The sequence below is a fragment of the Gilliamella sp. CG22 genome, assembly GCF_046635725.1.
In the GTDB taxonomy this organism is placed as follows: domain Bacteria; phylum Pseudomonadota; class Gammaproteobacteria; order Enterobacterales; family Orbaceae; genus Gilliamella; species Gilliamella apicola_I.
Genome location: NZ_JBIDFK010000006.1, coordinates 118,120 through 137,108 on the forward strand (window position 1 = coordinate 118,120; position 18,989 = coordinate 137,108).

At 35.4% G+C, this 18,989-nt stretch carries 14 protein-coding genes; 9 read left to right on the forward strand and 5 right to left on the reverse strand.

The features are described 5' to 3' along the window. Positions 1–732: a chromosome partition protein MukE gene (gene mukE / locus ACGH46_RS07245; protein WP_411605103.1), complete on the reverse strand. Its 732-nt coding sequence runs from the start codon at positions 730–732 to the stop codon at positions 1–3. Positions 733–775: 43 nt separating this feature from the next. Then, positions 776–2,098, reverse strand: a complete 1,323-nt coding sequence (gene mukF, locus ACGH46_RS07250; protein ID WP_267352378.1) for a chromosome partition protein MukF — start codon at positions 2,096–2,098, stop codon at positions 776–778. Positions 2,099–2,477: 379 nt separating this feature from the next. Between mukF and ACGH46_RS07255 the strand changes: the two genes are divergently transcribed. After that, the gene (locus ACGH46_RS07255; protein ID WP_411605025.1) at positions 2,478–3,203 is read left to right on the forward strand and encodes a DUF4198 domain-containing protein; all 726 of its coding nucleotides are present in this window, start codon (positions 2,478–2,480) and stop codon (positions 3,201–3,203) included. A 47-nt stretch (positions 3,204–3,250) separates the two neighbouring features. Here ACGH46_RS07255 and ACGH46_RS07260 read toward each other — a convergent pair whose 3' ends face one another. Next, positions 3,251–4,639, reverse strand: coding sequence for an MFS transporter (locus ACGH46_RS07260; protein ID WP_411599069.1), 1,389 nt, complete (start codon positions 4,637–4,639; stop codon positions 3,251–3,253). A gap of 575 nt (positions 4,640–5,214) precedes the next feature. On the opposite strand from ACGH46_RS07260, the gene pntA reads away from it, so the two are divergent. Next, positions 5,215–6,747, forward strand: coding sequence for a Re/Si-specific NAD(P)(+) transhydrogenase subunit alpha (pntA, locus tag ACGH46_RS07265; RefSeq protein WP_411605027.1), 1,533 nt, complete (start codon positions 5,215–5,217; stop codon positions 6,745–6,747). 15 nt (positions 6,748–6,762) lie between these two features. Further along, a complete protein-coding gene (pntB, locus tag ACGH46_RS07270; protein ID WP_267352382.1) occupies positions 6,763–8,163 on the forward strand; it encodes a Re/Si-specific NAD(P)(+) transhydrogenase subunit beta in 1,401 nt (466 codons plus the stop codon). A gap of 92 nt (positions 8,164–8,255) precedes the next feature. Here pntB and fabR read toward each other — a convergent pair whose 3' ends face one another. Then, on the reverse strand, positions 8,256–8,900 hold the full coding sequence (fabR, locus tag ACGH46_RS07275; RefSeq protein ID WP_267352383.1) for an HTH-type transcriptional repressor FabR: 645 nt from the start codon (positions 8,898–8,900) through the stop codon (positions 8,256–8,258). 45 nt (positions 8,901–8,945) lie between these two features. Beyond that, entirely contained in the window at positions 8,946–9,872 is a 927-nt protein-coding gene (gene oxyR, locus ACGH46_RS07280; RefSeq protein WP_267361364.1) for a DNA-binding transcriptional regulator OxyR, read from the reverse strand. 462 nt (positions 9,873–10,334) lie between these two features. Here oxyR and pcnB point away from each other — a divergent pair, with 462 nt between their 5' ends. From pcnB to sppA, 6 genes are all read left to right on the forward strand, one after another. After that, positions 10,335–11,669 carry a polynucleotide adenylyltransferase PcnB gene (gene pcnB, locus ACGH46_RS07285; RefSeq protein WP_411605105.1) on the forward strand — a complete coding sequence of 445 codons (1,335 nt, stop codon included), beginning with the start codon at positions 10,335–10,337 and terminating at the stop codon, positions 11,667–11,669. A 74-nt stretch (positions 11,670–11,743) separates the two neighbouring features. Continuing rightward, on the forward strand, positions 11,744–14,101 hold the full coding sequence (lptD, locus tag ACGH46_RS07290) for an LPS assembly protein LptD (protein WP_411605030.1): 2,358 nt from the start codon (positions 11,744–11,746) through the stop codon (positions 14,099–14,101). A gap of 74 nt (positions 14,102–14,175) precedes the next feature. After that, positions 14,176–15,489 carry a peptidylprolyl isomerase SurA gene (gene surA / locus ACGH46_RS07295; protein ID WP_267352387.1) on the forward strand — a complete coding sequence of 438 codons (1,314 nt, stop codon included), beginning with the start codon at positions 14,176–14,178 and terminating at the stop codon, positions 15,487–15,489. Continuing rightward, a complete protein-coding gene (rsmA, locus tag ACGH46_RS07300; RefSeq protein ID WP_267361358.1) occupies positions 15,482–16,279 on the forward strand; it encodes a 16S rRNA (adenine(1518)-N(6)/adenine(1519)-N(6))-dimethyltransferase RsmA in 798 nt (265 codons plus the stop codon). Before surA ends, rsmA begins: the two co-directional genes overlap by 8 nt. Positions 16,280–16,283: 4 nt before the next feature. Then, positions 16,284–17,117, forward strand: a complete 834-nt coding sequence (gene apaH, locus ACGH46_RS07305; RefSeq protein WP_411589945.1) for a bis(5'-nucleosyl)-tetraphosphatase (symmetrical) ApaH — start codon at positions 16,284–16,286, stop codon at positions 17,115–17,117. 14 nt (positions 17,118–17,131) lie between these two features. Continuing rightward, a complete protein-coding gene (gene sppA, locus ACGH46_RS07310) occupies positions 17,132–18,979 on the forward strand; it encodes a signal peptide peptidase SppA (protein ID WP_411605031.1) in 1,848 nt (615 codons plus the stop codon). The last annotated feature ends 10 nt before the right edge of the window (positions 18,980–18,989 follow it).

Genomic DNA, 18,989 nt, shown 5'->3' on the forward strand with positions numbered 1-18,989 from the left:
TTATTCAATCTCCTCATTAACATCTTCTTCTTGTTCTTCGTTATTATCATCGTCTAGGATAAGCGATGATTCGATTTTGATTGCTTCACCGTCTCGAATTAAACGTAATTGCGCTTCTTGTGCATCATCACTACTGCGCACATCCGCCCCAAAACGGAAGATAGATTCGTTGATACGAAAACGGCTACTGTCATTTCCTACAATAAAATATATCATGCCTAAACGACGTAATCGATTAAGTGCCGTTTTGACTTTATCAAATAGCTTTTGCCGATCCAAATCTGATCCAGTCGACCGTTGATTAACTAATTTAAGTAATTTACTTTCATCCGCTAACGAAACAAGTTCATCAAAGAGTTCTTGTAAAGTAAAAATACCTTCATGCGCTAGCCGTTCAGGACTTAGATATAAGTAACAAAGGACTTTACCGACTAACATATCAAGTTCTGATAATACCGAACGTGGGATTAATGTTGTTGAACGAGGACGAAGGTAGAAAAAGCCTTCTGGTGCACGAATTAATTCGACATTATAACGTTGATAAAATTGTTCCAGTTCGAGTTGAAAATCCATTAAAAAGGCGTGATTATCCAGTTCATCTATACCGATATGACGTCCGGAACGCAATAAACTATCAAGCTCAGGAAAAAGGGGATTGGCAATTGCCTGTGCTAATTTAACGGGCATATATTTATCGATAGATGCTTGGGAACTTGACGCAATGTGCCCCATGACTTCATCAAGATGATGAGCTGTTTGTTCTAATTCTAAATCTTTAGTATCTGTTGATGACATGTGCTTGTACCTTAGCTCCATAATCGTTAATAGGTTTCCATTCGGCAGGGATACCGAGTAAATCATTTTCGGCAATCCCTAAACGAATAGCCTGATCGATAAATAATCTTGCAATATCAAAATGTTGTTCTCGAGGGAACTGTGCGAGATAACTATGAATAGCGATACTCATATCCAGTGGTTTATTTTCTTGTTTGAAGACCAATAAATTTTGTTCGATATGGGCAATAATGTGTTCTTGAATCTCTTCAATCATTTCAAATTCAAGTTCTGACGGTAATTCACCTGTTACTTCTGCTTCATGTAGTGCAAGTTCTTCATCACGCATATCAAGTAGGCGATCAGCATTGGCAAAAATAAGTGACCATGGTAAATCGAAATAGCCTTGTATTGATTTACGTAATCGCTGTGAAAAGACTCTATTTTTATCTAAATCAATAGCGGTACGGATAAATTTATGAACATGGCGATCATAACCAATCCAAAGATCAATCGCCTTTTGTCCCCAGCCAATAATACGATCAAGTTTGCCTTGTAAATCCATAACCACATTATTGATTTTATCAAGTTCAGGATTATCCATGGTTGCATCTTGAATCAAGAGCAGACTTGCTTGGAGTTTATCGCCCGCAGCGGCTAGCGTATCTTGCAATTCTCGTAATGTTTGTGACGTTTCAGTGAGTAAGCCTTCACAACTACTAATTGCTGCTTGCCAATCTTGGCTCAATAATGCCGAAATATTTTGTTTTACATCCGCTTGTTGCTCATCCATTACCCGTTGGGTAATATCAATACTATCAAAAATCTCTGCAACGGAGTATTTCAAGGGTGCAAAAACGTTACGATGCCAGTGAAGATCATCACCACCTTCAAGTGCTGCATCAGCCGCACGTTTTAGCTCTTGAGCAACAATAGAAAGCTGAATTGATAAACGTAACGTAGAAAATTCTCGTTGACGAATATAGTAATCCGAAATGCCAATTCCTAAAGGGGTCAAACGATAAATTGAATAACCATCAGTCATTTCGCTAGCAAAACGCGTAATTAATCGCTGGCGTACTAAATCATTAATGGCATTATTTGCTCGAACAGCAATGGTATCTTCACTCTGTTCAAAAATTTGTGATACATGCCTGAAAGCATCAATTAATTCAGATTCAGTCATTTCACCATCAAAGCGTTCGCTATTTAAGACGGCTATCGCCAATAAAAAAGCGAGCCGTTCAACTGGCAAATTAATTGAAAAATCATTTTTTTTTGCCCAAGAGACCAGTTCTGGCACTGATTGGGAAAAATCCATCATAGTGGTTCCTTAATAATAGATGCTCAATTGTTGAATGCGCCCTAAATATAAATGAGTAAGACAATATATTGCGTTAAGGACAAAATACTTTTGATTATATAACAAATTGTAATAGTTAAAAATAGCAAGTTTAAGATTTGTTATTCATAATATGTTTTTATATATCAAAAAAATAAAAACACAATTTGGTTATTTATATTCAAGAATTGTAATGCAATTATTTTATTACTAAAGCGATCAAAAACGAACAAAACATATTTTATATTTAATTATCATATTAAACATTTTTTGATGATCAATAATTACACAAATAGCATTGACTTTTTTTATATCGATATGATAATGATTATCATTTTCATAAAATATAAGGATTTTTATCATGCGTAAATTATTTGTACTCATCTTATCAGGAAGTGTTATTTGTATGATATCACAATCGCTTTCTGCTCATGGTATTTGGATCGCTAATCGGGTTGATCAAAAGCAAATCGTTTTAGGTGAAGGCCCGTTAGATAATGGTTATCAAACGGAAAATGTAAAACAGATAAATGCTTATAATGATAATTGGGCTTCTTTACCGATTAATCAAAAAAAACATCAAAATTATGTGACCGTTAAACCGACAGACAATACCGCTGTTGTAACAGTTAGTTTTGATTATGGCTATTGGACGAAAAATGCACAGGGTAAATATGTTAATCTTCCAATGAATAAAGTAGAAGGAGCGAATAAAGGAACCCATGCCATTAAATACAGTGTCAATTATTTATCATCCGTCAACGCACCTAAACGGGTTGAAGATATTCCGTTACAAATAGTACCAGCAGTTGATCCAACCCAATTAAAACGCGGTGATAATTTACTTGTAACGGTCTATAAAGATAATCAGCCATTAACAAATACTGCTGTTATTATCGATGTCGTTAATAATTTAGATAAAACGGTTATAACTGATGATAAAGGTCAAGCGACCATTACTATTCCTAATCAAGGCTTAAACGTAGTAGGTGTCGAAATAGGTTTTCCCCTAAAAGATAGCCAACTTGCGACTCAAGAAAAATTTTTTACAACACTAGTTTTTACACTCATGCCAGAAGAAGATTAATTTAAACAATAAAAACGGGATTAAAAAATCCCGTTTTTATCTTGATTTTATACTTCAGCTTCGACAGGTCGAGGAATAAAGAAACTACAAACTAAGGCTAAAATTGTAATGATTAATCCTAATAACATTCCATTAAAATAACCCTTAACGGTATAACCACTTATCATTTGTACAGCAGGCAATAAAGCAAAACTTAATCCTGCACCTAAATTAAAAGCCCCTGCATTCATGCCTGGCAGAAAACCTAAGTTTTCTTTAGGCGATAAGACTATACCAAGACCATTTAAAATGATATTCGCCATTCCTGCATAAAAAATACCTAATGCAATAACACCAATAATTAATATCGGTAGTGAATCAATCCCGTAGAACATGATCATTAATTGACTAATGACACATCCTATTAAACCTAATTTAAGTACCTTATTGTAACCTAAACTTGGCGCCAAACGTCCAGAAAATGGTCCTATCAACCACCCAATTAAGGCATAAGGTGTTAATAAAATAAGTGAAGCCCAATCAGCTTCTAAACCAAATCCGATTTCAGTATTTTGCGCTAATGACATCACTAACCCATTAACGACGGCAAAAATCCCTGTCATAGTTAATAGTGTGGTTAACAATATTGCCCAAGTTGCTCTGGTTTTTAAATGTACTATCGTTACTAATGGTTGTTTACTGGTTTTTTCTGTTTTCCAAAATAGAATAAAACAGATACCAGCAAAAATAGTTAATCCTATGACTTTAAACCAGTTGGCAAGGGCTAAATTCCCTGCTTCATTTAGCGCTAGTAACAATGCAGCAACGGTAAGCACAATGAACAGCACGCCTAACCAATCCATTTTGGTTCCTTCAGAAGGTTTAGACTCAGGTGCATAACGATGAACAAAATAGGTAGATAGCGCTGCGGAAATCGCAATAACCCAAAACACCGAACGAAAACCGCAATAAGTTGCAAGCAGACCGCCGGCAATTGCATCTATGCCAGCAATACCGCCATTTACAGCGGTCACAATGCCCATTAACATGCCATATTTTTTGACATCTTTAACTTCATGACTGAGCATCAGTAAACAAAGTGGAACGACTGGCCCTGATACACCTTGAATAATTCGCGCAATATATAATACAACGATATTCGGGGCAACCGCTGCAAGCACCGTACCTAATGTCATAATAAACAACATAATCGTTAAGACTTTTTTACGACCTTTTATATCACTTAAACGGGGTAAAAATAATGAAAACAGTGCAGCAGAGGTAAAAAAAGCGGTTTGGGATAATCCGACTTGAGCGTCGTTGGAACCTAATTCTTTAGCAATAGTGACTAATACTGGGCTTAACATACTCGCATTGAGTTGAAATGCTACACAAGCAGCAAGCAATGCAAACATTAATGTTAGCATACTATTTTTTTTCTGGCTTAATTCGGCCATATTTTACCTCGTTAATACTTATTATTGGACAATACTTGGTTTTACCATAACCTCAACAGCAAATTACAGGGCTATTAATTGTTACGTATAAATCAAAACAACACTGTTTTGTGTTTATAAGACTGACACTAAAAATCCCAACGATTTAATATCAATTGGGATAGGTTGACGTTTTATCTCGCCAGCATTATTTACCGATTTTTCCATAAATCTTTTTAATTGAACTATTTTTATTGAATGTTCTGATAAATTCCAAGTTTTATACGATGAATCACAAGCCAACTAAACCTGTTTTCTTTCTAATAAATGCAAAGCTATCAGTAGAAGGAATGATCAATTTTAGGTAAACTAACACATCTATTTCTTCCTTAATTAGTTCACTATCAAAAAGATTTAATCACATTGGTTGCAGGGTAAATATTTTAATTTTAATTCACAGATTTAAAATCCAATTATTATTAAATTTAATATTAATATTTCGATAATAAAAAATAAATTCCCTACTCGCACCGTCGCTAATTTATGCTAAAATCGAGAAACATTTACAAGCTCACTTAACATAAGGACGTAACGCAATGCATATCGGTATACCTAAAGAACGGTTAGCCAATGAAGCAAGAGTTGCTGCTACACCACAAACTGTTGGACAACTGTTAAAACTTGGTTTTACAGTTTCAGTTGAACAAGGTGCTGGACATGCTGCTCATTTCGAAGACCAAGCTTTCATTGATGCTGGAGCCACAATTCAAAATACTCAAGATATTTGGCAAAATGACTTAATTCTTAAATTTCACGCACCAACTGATGAAGAAATCGCGTTGATGAAAGAAGGATCAACCCTCATTAGCTATATTTATCCTGCTCAGCATAAAGAGTTATTGGAAAAACTTGCTGCCAAAAACATAACAGTCATGGCAATGGATTGTGTGCCACGTATTTCACGAGCACAATCACTTGATGCATTAAGTTCAATGTCTAACATCGCTGGTTATCGTTCAGTTATTGAAGCGGCAAATCAATTTGGTCGTTTTTTTACCGGTCAAGTTACCGCTGCAGGTAAAGTCCCACCAGCAAAAGTTTTAGTCATTGGTGCCGGTGTTGCCGGTCTTGCTGCAATCGGTGCAGCGGTGAGTTTAGGTGCAATTGTTCGGGCATTTGATACTCGCCCTGAAGTTGCCGAACAAATTAATAGTATGGGCGCTGATTTTTTAGAATTAGATTTTGAAGAAGAAGCCGGTTCAGGCGACGGCTATGCAAAACAAATGTCAGCAGCTTTTATTGAAGCTGAAATGGCTTTATTTGCTGAACAAGCCAAAGATGTAGATATCATCATCACAACCGCTCTTATCCCCGGTAAACCTGCGCCGAAGTTGATTTCTAAAGAAATGGTAGAGTCAATGAAACCAGGTAGTGTGATTGTAGATTTAGCGGCACTAACAGGTGGTAACTGCGAATTAACCAAACCAGGTAAAGTTTTTGAAACCAATAATAACGTTAAAATCGTTGGTTATACTGATTTAGCTAATCGTATGCCTGCGCAAGCCTCACAACTTTATGGTACGAATATTGTTAATTTGCTAAAACTGCTCGCTAAAGAGAAAGACGGCAATATTGATATCAATTTTGATGATGTTGTTATTCGTGGCGTGACAGTGGTTAAAGATAAAGAAATCACTTGGCCTGCCCCACCAATACAAGTATCGGCTCAACCGCAACAAAAAGCGACAACACCTATGGTGAAACCCGAACCGAAACAAATGGCACCACAAAAGAAATTTGGAATTCTGGCACTATTAATCATCGTCTATTTTTGGATTGCTAATTCAGTTCCGGAAAGCTTTTTAGGTCATTTTACTGTTTTTGCCTTATCCTGTGTCGTGGGTTATTACGTTGTTTGGAATGTCACCCACTCTTTACATACACCACTTATGTCTGTAACAAATGCGATTTCGGGCATTATTTTAGTCGGTGCCATATTGCAAATCGGTGATGATAATGGTTTAACGACTGCCATTGCTTTTGTGGCTATTTTGATTGCTAGCATCAATATTTTTGGTGGATTCTTTGTTACTCAAAGAATGCTAAAAATGTTCCAACGTGGCAAATAGAGGGGAGTATCAATAATGTTCAGTAATGGAATTATTCAAGCAGCCTATGTGATTGCTGCATTACTTTTTATATTTAGTCTACGTGGACTTTCAAATCAAGAGACAGCTAAATCTGGCAATATTTACGGTATGATCGGCATGGCTATTGCACTTATTGCTGCCGTTGCAAGTATTAAAGGTGGATTGCATTGGATCATTATTGCCATGATTCTGGGCGCTGCTATTGGTTTATACCTAGCCAAAAAAGTCGAAATGACGCAAATGCCAGAACTGGTGGCATTACTTCATAGCTTTGTTGGGATGGCAGCAGTACTTGTTGGTTTAAATAGCTTTTTAGATTTAAATAGTGCAATACTGATATACCATAGTAGTGAAATGACCGTCCATTTAGTCGAGATTTTTGTCGGTGTCTTTATTGGTGCAGTAACATTCTCAGGTTCTATTGTCGCATTTGGCAAACTTAATGGACGCATTAGCTCTAAACCGTTATCTATTCCAAATAAACATTATTGGAATTTAGCTGCAATTGTTGTCTCAATCATTTTAATGTTTACGTTCATTGAGCTAAAAACAGGCGCTGGCGCACTGGTCTGCTTACTTGCCATGACCATTATTGCATTCGTATTTGGCTTCCACCTTGTTGCATCTATCGGTGGTGCAGATATGCCTGTGGTTATTTCGATGTTAAACTCCTATTCAGGTTGGGCTGCCGCCGCTGCCGGATTTATGCTAAGTAATGATTTATTAATTGTTACCGGCGCATTAGTTGGTTCTTCAGGCGCCATTCTTTCTTATATTATGTGTAAAGCAATGAATCGCTCTTTCATTAGCGTTATTGCAGGCGGTTTTGGTACTGACGGTAGCTCAGCTAACACTACTGATGAAGAACAAGGTGAATATCGTGAAATGCAACCTGCTGAAGTTGCACAAACGTTAAAAGAAGCGCGTTCTGTCATTATTGTACCAGGTTATGGTATGGCAGTTGCGCAAGCACAAGGCGCTGTCAGTAATATTACAGAAAAACTACGTGGTATGGGAATTGAAGTAAGATTCGGGATTCACCCCGTTGCAGGACGTTTACCAGGTCACATGAATGTATTATTAGCAGAAGCTAAAGTCCCTTATGATATCGTACTAGAAATGGACGAAATCAATGATGATTTTCCTGATACAGATGTTGTTTGGGTCATTGGTGCAAATGATACGGTTAACCCTGCGGCAGAAGAAGATCCAAATAGCCCTATCGCAGGCATGCCTGTACTTGAAGTTTGGAAAGCGAAAACGGTGATTATTTCTAAACGTTCAATGAATACGGGTTATGCAGGCGTACAAAACCCACTATTTTTTAAAGAAAATAGCTATATGTTATTTGGTGATGCGAAAGATAGTGTTGAAAAAGTATTACAGAATCTTTAATGATTATTGATTAAATCATTTTATTTAACTGCGGTTTAAACCGCAGTTTTTTTATAACCAAATTATAGGTTTTATTAAATAAAAAAATTAAATTAGCGATTTTCGAGTTTAATTTGTTCTTTATGATAAAGATAATAGGCGCCACGTGAAACCATACGAAGTTGAAATATCAGATCTTCGATAAGTTCCTGACGTTGAACGATATCAAAATCAATTGCTTCCGCACCCGCATTAAATGCAATGGTTACCATTGCCTCTGCTTGAGCTTCATTATAGTAATGGGGCATGTTATTGGCATTATCAAGATAATCAACCAGTTCAACAATAAAATGTTGTATTTCGCGAGCGATAGCGGAGCGAAAAGCTGATGAGGTTCCGGCTTTTTCACGTAGTAATAATAAAAAAACTTTCGGATTTTTATCAATAAACTCAATGAAAGTTGTGACAGAGGTGCGTAAGACACTGCCTCCTTTCTCAATACGTTTTCGAGCTTGACGTAATAATTGACGAAGTGTTAGACCACTTTCGTCAACCATTGCTAAACCTAACTCATCCATATCTCGAAAATGACGGTAAAAAGAGGTCGCTGCAATACCTGCTTCACGTGCAACTTCACGCAAACTTAAACTTGCAAAACCTTGCTCTGCGTTAAGTTGATTAAATGCTGCATCGATTAAGCTACGGCGTGTTTTTTCTTTTTGTTTTGCACGCACGCCACCTGATTTGCTATTTTTCATTTTTATTTTTAATAACTTTAAATAAATTGATTCGTTCTAAAATAATTATTTCGCCACGTTAAGTAATTTTTCTTTTTCAGCAAATACTTTTGGCATATGATCACGAATTGTTTTAGCAATGGTTTCATAACGAGACCGTAATGGTGAACCTGGTCGATAAATCAGCTCAATACTTCGTGAAGGAACAGGATCAGTACAAGGGATATAACAAATATTATCACGAGTTCGCTCGTTTGGCGCGGCTAACTCAGGAAATAAAGTAATTCCACGACCGGCTGAAATCATACTGCGTAAAGTCTCAAGACTTGTTGCTTTAAATTGCTTGTCTTCGTCGATTCCAACTTGGAAACAATAACCCATAGCGTGTTCACGTAGACAGTGTCCGTCTTCTAACATGAGGAATTTTTGCCCTTTCAAATCTGAAAGCTTGATGGTTTTTTGATTAGCTAAATCGCTATTTGTAGGTACAGCTAAGAACATTGGTTCATCAAATAAAGGTAATTCAATAAATTGTGCTGTCTCTTTAACTTGAGCAACAATCGCACAATCAAGTTTACCACTTTCAAGTTGTGCAACAATATTGGCCGTTTGAGCTTCGTGCAAATAAAGTTCTAATTGAGGGAAAGATTCATGTAAAACCGTGATGACATGAGGCAATAAATAAGGTGCAATGGTGGGAATTAATCCAATATGCATTGGCCCTGACATCTCTTCACCTTGGCGGCTTGCCATCTCTTTCAAAATTTGGATATTACGTAATATCTCTTTGGCTTGTTCTACAAGCATCATGCCAGTTTGAGTAAATAAAACCTTGCGACTAGTGCGTTCTAACAACATTACGCCAAGTTCATCTTCCAATTTTCTGATCTGTCCACTTAAGGTTGGTTGACTTACATTACAAGCATCAGCTGCTTTACGAAAATGCCGGAATTCAGCTAAAGAAACAAAATATTCTAAATCACGAATATTCATAATGCCCCCGATAAGTTATCAGTTAATAGTATATACTCAAGTGATTTTGGGAACTTAATTGCAGTATAAAAATTAACGGTAAAAATGTCTTGTAATCATGTTTTAACGTTGTGTCTGTTGCTGGAAATTATTGTTTCCCTACAATTAACTCAAAAAAATTCAAGTATAAGTTTAAATAATTATAATCAGTTCCATGATATTACATAGATACAAACGAAATTAAATAAGTCGTTTTGATTGAACGATATTACTATATTGTACTATATAAATAAATGTTATTTTTGATAATTGTATTTAAAAAAATCAGATAGAAAAATCATTGACTGTTTTACGACGACTTATTCAAGGAGTTTAATGATTACTTAATAGTTATTGGTTTGAGCCGTGGAAAGTTAAATTCAATTAGGCTATAATTCGGCATTATATTTGGTTTACAATTTATAACAAATTTTGAGGTGCGCTATTTTTAAACAAGTTTCCCGCTTTTATCGTAAAATGTTTTGCCATGATAAACACCCTGAATCACATTATGTGTCCATTCCTCGTAATGAACATAATATCTCTCGCAAAGAGATAAGTGAAAATGCGCTTAAAGTACTTCATCGATTAAATAAACAAGGGTATGAGGCTTATTTAGTTGGAGGGTGTATTCGGGATCTTCTTTTAGGCAAAAAGCCAAAAGACTTCGATATTACAACCAATGCGACACCAGAACAAATACAAAAGATTTTCCGTAATTGCCGTTTAGTTGGAAGACGTTTTAGACTTGCCCATATTATGTTTGGTAAAGAAATTATTGAAGTGGCAACTTTCCGTGGTGAACATGATAATCAATTGGATCAAACCAATATGTCTAGACGTTCGCAATCCGGAATGTTATTACGCGATAATGTGTATGGAACCATAGAGCAAGATGCTATCCGTCGGGATTTCACCATAAATGCACTGTATTACAGTTTAAAAGACTTTAGCTTACGTGATTATTGTGGCGGTATTGCAGATTTACAAAAAGGTCTAATTCGCTTAATCGGCGATCCTCAAGTACGCTACCGAGAAGATCCGGTCAGGATGTTAAGAACGGTACGCTTTGCCGCTAAATTGGATATGGAAATTGAAGCACAAACAGCAAAACCCATTAAGCACCTAGCACCATTATTGAAAAATATTCCAGCTGCTCGACTTTTTGATGAGTCTCTCAAACTTTTACAAACGGGAAATGGTTACGCAACTTATAAATTATTAAAAGAATATCATCTTTTTGAACAACTTTTTCCAGTTATTCACCGATTGTTCACAAATAATCAAAATAGCTTTTTAGAAAAAATCATTGAGCAAGTTCTTAAAAATACCGATTATCGCATTGCTAATAATAAAAGGGTTAATCCGGCATTTTTGTTTGCTGCATTTTTTTGGTACCCAATTATTGAGCAAACACAATTAACTTGTATTGAAGGTGGTTTGCAATTTCACGACGCTTTTTCTGTTGCTATCAACGATGTTCTTGCTGAACAATGTAAAGTGCTTGCCATCCCTCGACGGTTAACCTCTATTATGGGCGATATATGGCGTTTACAGCTACGCATGAAGAAAAGAGAAGGCAAACGAGCATTTGCAATTTTAGAAAATCCTAAGTTTCGTGCTGCTTATGATCTTCTAGAAATGCGAGCATCAATTGAAAAAGGCGAATTACTTGAACTGGCTAAATGGTGGGATGAATTTCAATTTACATCACCTGAAAAACGAGTAATCATGGTCAAACAACTCAATAAAACATTTAAACGCAAAGGAAAACGTTAATTTTTCATTCGCACTTTTATAAATAACCGTTATAATGTGTTAATTATAAAAAACATAATTAATTTTAATCATTGATGAAAAAATTAACGCCATCACTAATCACATTAACCATAGTTTTTTCCTTATATAACAATGTTTGTTACGCTATTGCTTTGCCAAAATCTGATAGCAATAACGCTCAATGTCTAAATAATTTGCCTAGATTTGATCGACCATTAGTCAATGGTAATATCAATACATTACCGGTTAATGCTGAATCAAACGAATTTGAAGCTAATTATCCAAATACAGCCACTTACAAGGGTAATGTATCAATTGAACAAGGCAATCGGGTTATAAAAGCCGATAAAGTGACAATAAACTCAGAAAATAATACCCAAACCGTCACCCTCGATGGCAGTATCAATTATCAAGATAATTTAATTCAAATGAAAGGCGATCATGCATCGATGAATCTTAATAATAACGATACTGCAATAACATCAAGTAAATACCATTTGGTAAATCGCCTTGGTCGTGGTCAAGCCGATGAAATCAAACTTGAGAATAATCGTTATGTGATCTTGAAAAATGGTAGTTTTACGTCTTGTCCTATTGATAACAATACTTGGAGTATCAAGGGTACAACCGTAATTCATGACAATAAAGAAGAATTGCTTGAAGTTTGGAATGCGGTTTTTCGAGTGGGAAAAGTACCTGTTTTATATTCACCTTATTTACAATTACCTACCGGAAATAAACGACGTTCAGGGTTATTAATGCCGAATCTTAGCTTTAATAACAAAGATGGCGTTGATTTTTCGCTACCTATTTATTGGAATATTGCACCTAACTATGATGCAACTTTTCAACCAAGAATCCTAGTAAAAAGAGGATTTCAATTAAAAACTGAGTTCCGTTATCTTAACGAACTTGGTGCTGGTACGCTTGCCTTTGATTGGCTACAACATGATAGTCAATATAATAAAGACCGTGATAATAAAGCCAATGGTATTAATTATGATGATAATCGTCAACGCTGGTTATTCTATTGGAAAAACGATGAACTGATTAATTACAATTGGCGACTAAAAATTAATGCTACACGTGTCAGTGATAACCAATATCTTTCGGATTTAGATTCCGATTATGTTTCATCAACGGCGGGTTACCTTTCTCAGCTTTATCAGTTGGGTTATAACGACGAAAATTGGGACATTACATTAAGCCAATTAAACTTTCAGACTTTCCGTACTAATTTAAAAGATAATCTTTATCAAACTCAACCTCAGTTAGATATTACCTATTACAATTATGATTTCGGGCCATTTAAATTTAAAAACTATGCGCAAATCAGTCATTTTGTAAGTAAAGGAAAAAATGAACCTAAAACTTGGCGTACTCACATCGAACCAACATTAAACTATACGTTAACTAATTCTTGGTCTTCGATATCAACTGAAGCTGGTTTTATGGCCACTTATTACAATCAAGATTTACCAAGTAATAGTAACCGTTTCAAAAATCTTGATAAAAATGTCAGTCGATTTATACCCAAAATATCGATTGATGGTAAAATTATTTTTGAACGAGATACAACCCTCATTGAAGGCTATACCCAAACATTAGAGCCACGTGTAAAATACATTTATATACCTTATAAGAAACAATCGAATATATTAAATTACGATTCGACCTTACTCCAATCAGACTATATCGGATTATTTAGGGATCAACCTTATAGCGGTCTAGACCGAATTCCATCTACTAATAAAATTTCAACCGGTATAACAACACGTTTCTATGATATAAATAAAGTTGAACGATTCAATTTTTCGATTGGGCAAACCACGTATTTTACTAAATCAAGAACCAGTGAAAACAATACCAAATTGGATAGAAATTCTGATACGGGTAGTATAACTTGGGCAGCAGACAACTTTTGGCAAATTTCAGATGAAATTGTATTTAGAGGTGGGGTGCAATATGATACTCGCCTTGATGCAATATCATTAGCCAACAGTATTTTTGAATATCGTCCTTCGAGTAATAAATTAATTCAATTATCATACCGTTATGCAAATCATAAATACATCGATACGGTTGATTTAAACTCGATTTATAATAACTATAAGCAAAATATTTCTCAAACTGGTATTATGACTACTTGGCCACTATCTGAAACAGTTTCAGCAGTTGGGTCGTATTATCATGATGTCAAAAAAGGACAAATGGTCGATGGGTTCGTTGGATTACATTACAGCGACTGTTGTTGGGGGATGACAGTGCAATATGGACGAAAACTAACTGATTGGAATATCGATACGCATAAAAGTAAATATGAAAATAAATTGTCTTTAAACTTTGAATTACAAGGATTTGGACGCCGAAGTGACGCAAAAGCAAAAATGTTAAATTACGGCAAACTTCCTTATGTCTCAGCGTTTGAATAAATTGTTCAAAAAAACATAATCAATTAATTTATTACTATAGCAATGACACTATAGCAAAAAAATGAGTTAAAAATATGAAATTATTAAAACTAATTATTGCGTTAAATTTAAGTTTAAGTATTGGTTTGCTTAATCCTTTAACAGCAAATGCTGCGCCACGCGTTATTGAGCAGGTTGCTGCTGTTGTCAATAATAACGTCATTTTAGAAAGTGATGTTCAAGAAATGCTTAAAACCATTAAAGCAAGCACAAATCCTAACAATTTACCGAATGATAAAATACTTCGTCAACAAATCATTGATCGTTTAATTGTTGAAAACTTAATATTACAAAAAGCAGCTAAAGCTAAAATTACAGTCAGTGATGATGAAGTAACTAAAGCAATAGCTCAGATTGCAAGTGAAAATGGCATGACCGTAAATCAATTACGCAGTAAGTTATCAACGATGGGAATTAGTTATTCAGCTTATCGTGAACGTATTCATAACGATATGCTAATTGATCAAACCCGTATGAATGAAGTTAGACATCGTATCAATATTTCTGACAAAGAAGTGGAAAATCTATCAAAAAGTTTGACCAAACAACTCACGAATAATTTAAGCGTAAAGATTAGTCACATTTTAATTGCTATTCCTGAGAAAGCGTCTAAACAACAAGTTGATGTTGCAACCGAAAAAGCACGGGATGTAATCAATCGAGCTAAAAAAGGCGAAAATTTTGCTAAACTGGCTGCCTCATATTCAAACGATGATCTTGCCTTAAAAGGCGGTAACATGGGGTGGCGTAAACTCAACGAGCTACCAACGATATTTGAAGAACGTTTAGTTCGTGCACCTAAGGATAGTATCATAGGACCAATTCGTTCTGGGGTAGGATTACATATTTTAAAAGTTGATGATACTCGCACTGAAAAACCAAAAGCAATTACTGTTCAAGAAGTGGATGCTCGTCATATTTTGATTAAAACAAATGTCCTTGTTACTGACCAAATAGCTAAACAGAAATTAACAGACATTCGAAAAGCAATCGTGAGTGGTGCTACCACTTTTGAAGCAGCAGCGAAAGCGTATTCTGAAGATCCCGGTTCAGCCGATAACGGCGGTAATTTAGGTTGGAGTATGCCAGAACGTTATGATACCGGCTTTAAAAATGGATTACTTAAACTTAAAAAAGGTGAAATCAGTCAGCCTGTTCAATCTGCTTATGGTTGGCATTTAATTCAGCTACTCGATACCAGAAAGGCAGACAAAACCGAATCAGCAAAACAAGATCATGCTTATCGACTTATATTTAATCGTAAATTTGCTGAAGAATCTCAAATCTGGATTCAAGAGTTAAAAGGTGACGCATATATCAAAATCAAAGGTGTAGATGATAATGAATAATCGAGTTCACCAAGGACATTTTGCCCGTAAACGTTTTGGGCAAAACTTTTTACATGATGATTATATTATTGAAAGTATTGTTGCCGCAATTCAACCTAATAAAGATCAGGCACTTGTTGAAATTGGGCCTGGTCTTGCAGCACTAACTATACCCGTGAGTAAACTTGTCGATCACCTTACTGTCATAGAAATTGACCGTGATTTGGCGGAAAGACTAAAACAAAATCCTTTATTAACTGACAAGTTGACCGTAATCGAACAAGATGCACTTAATTATGACTTTAATATACTTGCAACTGAATTAGGTAAACCATTACGCGTGTTTGGTAATTTACCTTATAATATTTCCACACCTTTAATGTTTCACCTTTTTGAATTTGCAAATATCATCACTGATATGCATTTTATGCTACAAAAAGAGGTGGTTACTCGCTTGGTCGCAGCGCCGAATAGCAAAGATTATGGTAGATTGAGTGTTATGGCACAATACTATTGCCAAATCATTCCCGTTTTAGAAGTTCCTCCGAGTGCTTTTAAACCTGCGCCTAAAGTTGATTCGGCGGTAGTTAAATTAATCCCTTATAAGCAAAAACCTTACTTAGTTAATGATGTTAAGATACTTTCTCGATTAACTACTGAAGCCTTTAACCAAAGACGTAAAACGATTCGTAATAGCTTATCCAATATGTTCTCTGTAGAACAACTCATTGAATTAGATATTGATCCAACGCTACGAGCTGAAAATTTAACTGTGCAGCAATATTGCCAGCTTGCCAACGCATGGAAATGATGTCATGGCAAACTTACTTATCGGTGATATTCATGGTTGTTATGATGAGTTTATGCGATTGCTTGAAAAAGCTGGATTTTCCTCAACCGATACGTTATGGCTAACAGGTGATCTTGTAGCACGAGGTCCTAAATCATTAGAAGTTTTAAGATTTGTCAAAACGAATACCAGCCAAATTCGGCTGGTATTAGGTAATCATGATCTTCATTTGTTATCAGTTTATGCTAATGTTACGCCGCCTAAAAAGAAAGATAATCTTGAAGAGGTGATCAATGCACCAGACTATGATGAATTGATGAACTGGTTACGTAAACAGCCTTTAGTTCAAATTGATGAAAAGTTAAAAATCATTATGACCCATGCAGGTGTCTCACCGCAGTGGGATATGGAAACATTAAAAAAATGTGCTGATGATCTCAATAAAATATTATCTAGTGATTCTTATCCCCTCTTTCTTGACAAAATGTATGGAAACTTTCCGGATGAATGGTCATCTGAATTACAAGGTTTTGATCGTCTACGTTATGCCACCAATGCGTTAACACGTATGCGATTTTGTTATGATGATGGTCGACTTGATTTTTATTATAAAAAACCACCTGAGCAAGCGCCAACCAAACTTAAACCCTGGTTTTTAATTCCTAGCCAAATACCGCCTGAATATTGTATCGTTTTTGGACATTGGGCGGCACTGAATGGTAAAGGTACGCCAGAAAATATTTTTGCACTTGATACGGGATGTTGTTGGGGTGGAAAATTAACTTGTTTAAGATTTGAAGATAAGAAGTATTTTAAGAAAAGAAATATTGAAGCTAAAAAATTAGATAAATCATTATGAAAGGGTCATTTACTATGTCTGTTTTATCCGTCATTAAATCCATATGGAAAGTTATCAATTTCCTAAGAGAGCTTTTTTTTAACATTATATTCTTGATTGCCATATTACTCATTTCAAGTTTTATTGCATTATTTAAAGAATCACAAAGTTTAGACGACGTTCCACAAAATGGCACATTAGTTTTAGATCTTGAAGGTGTTATTGTTGATAGCACACTTTATAATGATGATATTTATCATTTACAAAACAAGATATATGGAAAACGAGTAAATCTTGCTCGAGAAAACAGTTTATTTGAATTAACACAAAAGATAGATCAAGCTGCCGCAGATCCAAATATTGAAAATATGGTATTAAGATTAGATAATTTTGTTGGGGCAGATTTGAGTTCACTACAATATATAGGTAAATATCTCACTAAATTTAAAAAGGCGAATAAACCCATTTATGCCTCAGGCACAAACTTTAATCAAAGCCAATATTATTTAGCAAGTTATGCTGATAAAATTTCTCTTACCCCGCAAGGTGCCATTAATGTCTATGGGCTTGCTGCTAATAACCTATATTACAAGACTTTACTGGATAATTTAAAAGTGAACACGCATGTTTTCCGTGTTGGTACCTACAAATCAGCTATCGAGCCTTTTATCCGTAATGATATGTCTGCTGAAGCAAAAGCGAATACCACAAGATGGTTAACATTGATGTGGAATAATTATTTAAATGATATTGCTTCCCAACGAAAACAAGCACCATCACAACTGGTTCCTAGTCCGGAAATCATGCTATCTAGATTGCACGAGGCTAATGGCAGCATGAGTCAATATGCGTTATCAAATGGTTTAGTGGATTTCGTAAAATCGGATTACCTTTTTGAACAAGATTTTTATGAATTTGTTCTAAAAGATAAAGATTTACCTGAAGTCAGTATTTATGACTACAAATTAAAAGATGATAAAAAACAGGATACTAATTCTGTTTCTAAACCGCTTATTTCTATAGTTTTTGTAAATGGTACGATTTCAGATGGTGAAAATGATAGCAATATCGCCGGCAGTCAAGAAATTGTTGATCAACTCAGAACAATTCGTGAAAATTTAACCGACAATAACATTCAAGCTGTTGTGTTAAGAGTCAATAGTCCTGGTGGCGGTGTAGAAGCATCAGAAGCCATTCGTAGCGAACTTGAAGCATTACATGAATATCAAATTCCTATTGTGGTTTCAATGGGTGGTATGGCTGCGTCAGGAGGATACTGGATTTCAACGGCATCGGATTATATTGTTGCTAGCCCTAATACGATAACTGGATCTATTGGTATTTTTGGTATGATTCCAACTTTTGAAAACTCGCTTTCTCATATAGGGGTTTATAGTGATGGCGTGTCAACTTCTCCATTGGCAAATAATAACTTTGCTAAAAACTTGCCTGAAGAGATGAATCAACTCATACAGATGAATATTGATAATGGTTATAGTACATTCATTTCTTTAGTGGCAAAATCACGTAAAATGACCACAGAAACAGTGGATAAAATTGGTCAAGGCCAAGTTTGGCTAGGTGAAGAAGCCTTTAAAAATGGGTTAGTAGATAAACTAGGTGATTTTGATGATGCCATTGAAATCGCCGCAACGTTAGCTAATTTAACTGACTATCGAATTGATTGGCAAAAACCGGAAGTCAACTGGTTTAGCGCCTTTTATTCAGATATGATTGCTATGTTACCAAAATCAACGGCGGAAGTTTTATTTGAAAAACTTCCTGAAGTAAAAAAAATTCGTGAACAAGTCTCTTTATGGGATAAATTTACCGATAAACAAAATCGCTATATTTATTGTCTGAATTGTGCTGATGTTAAATAACATCATCTTA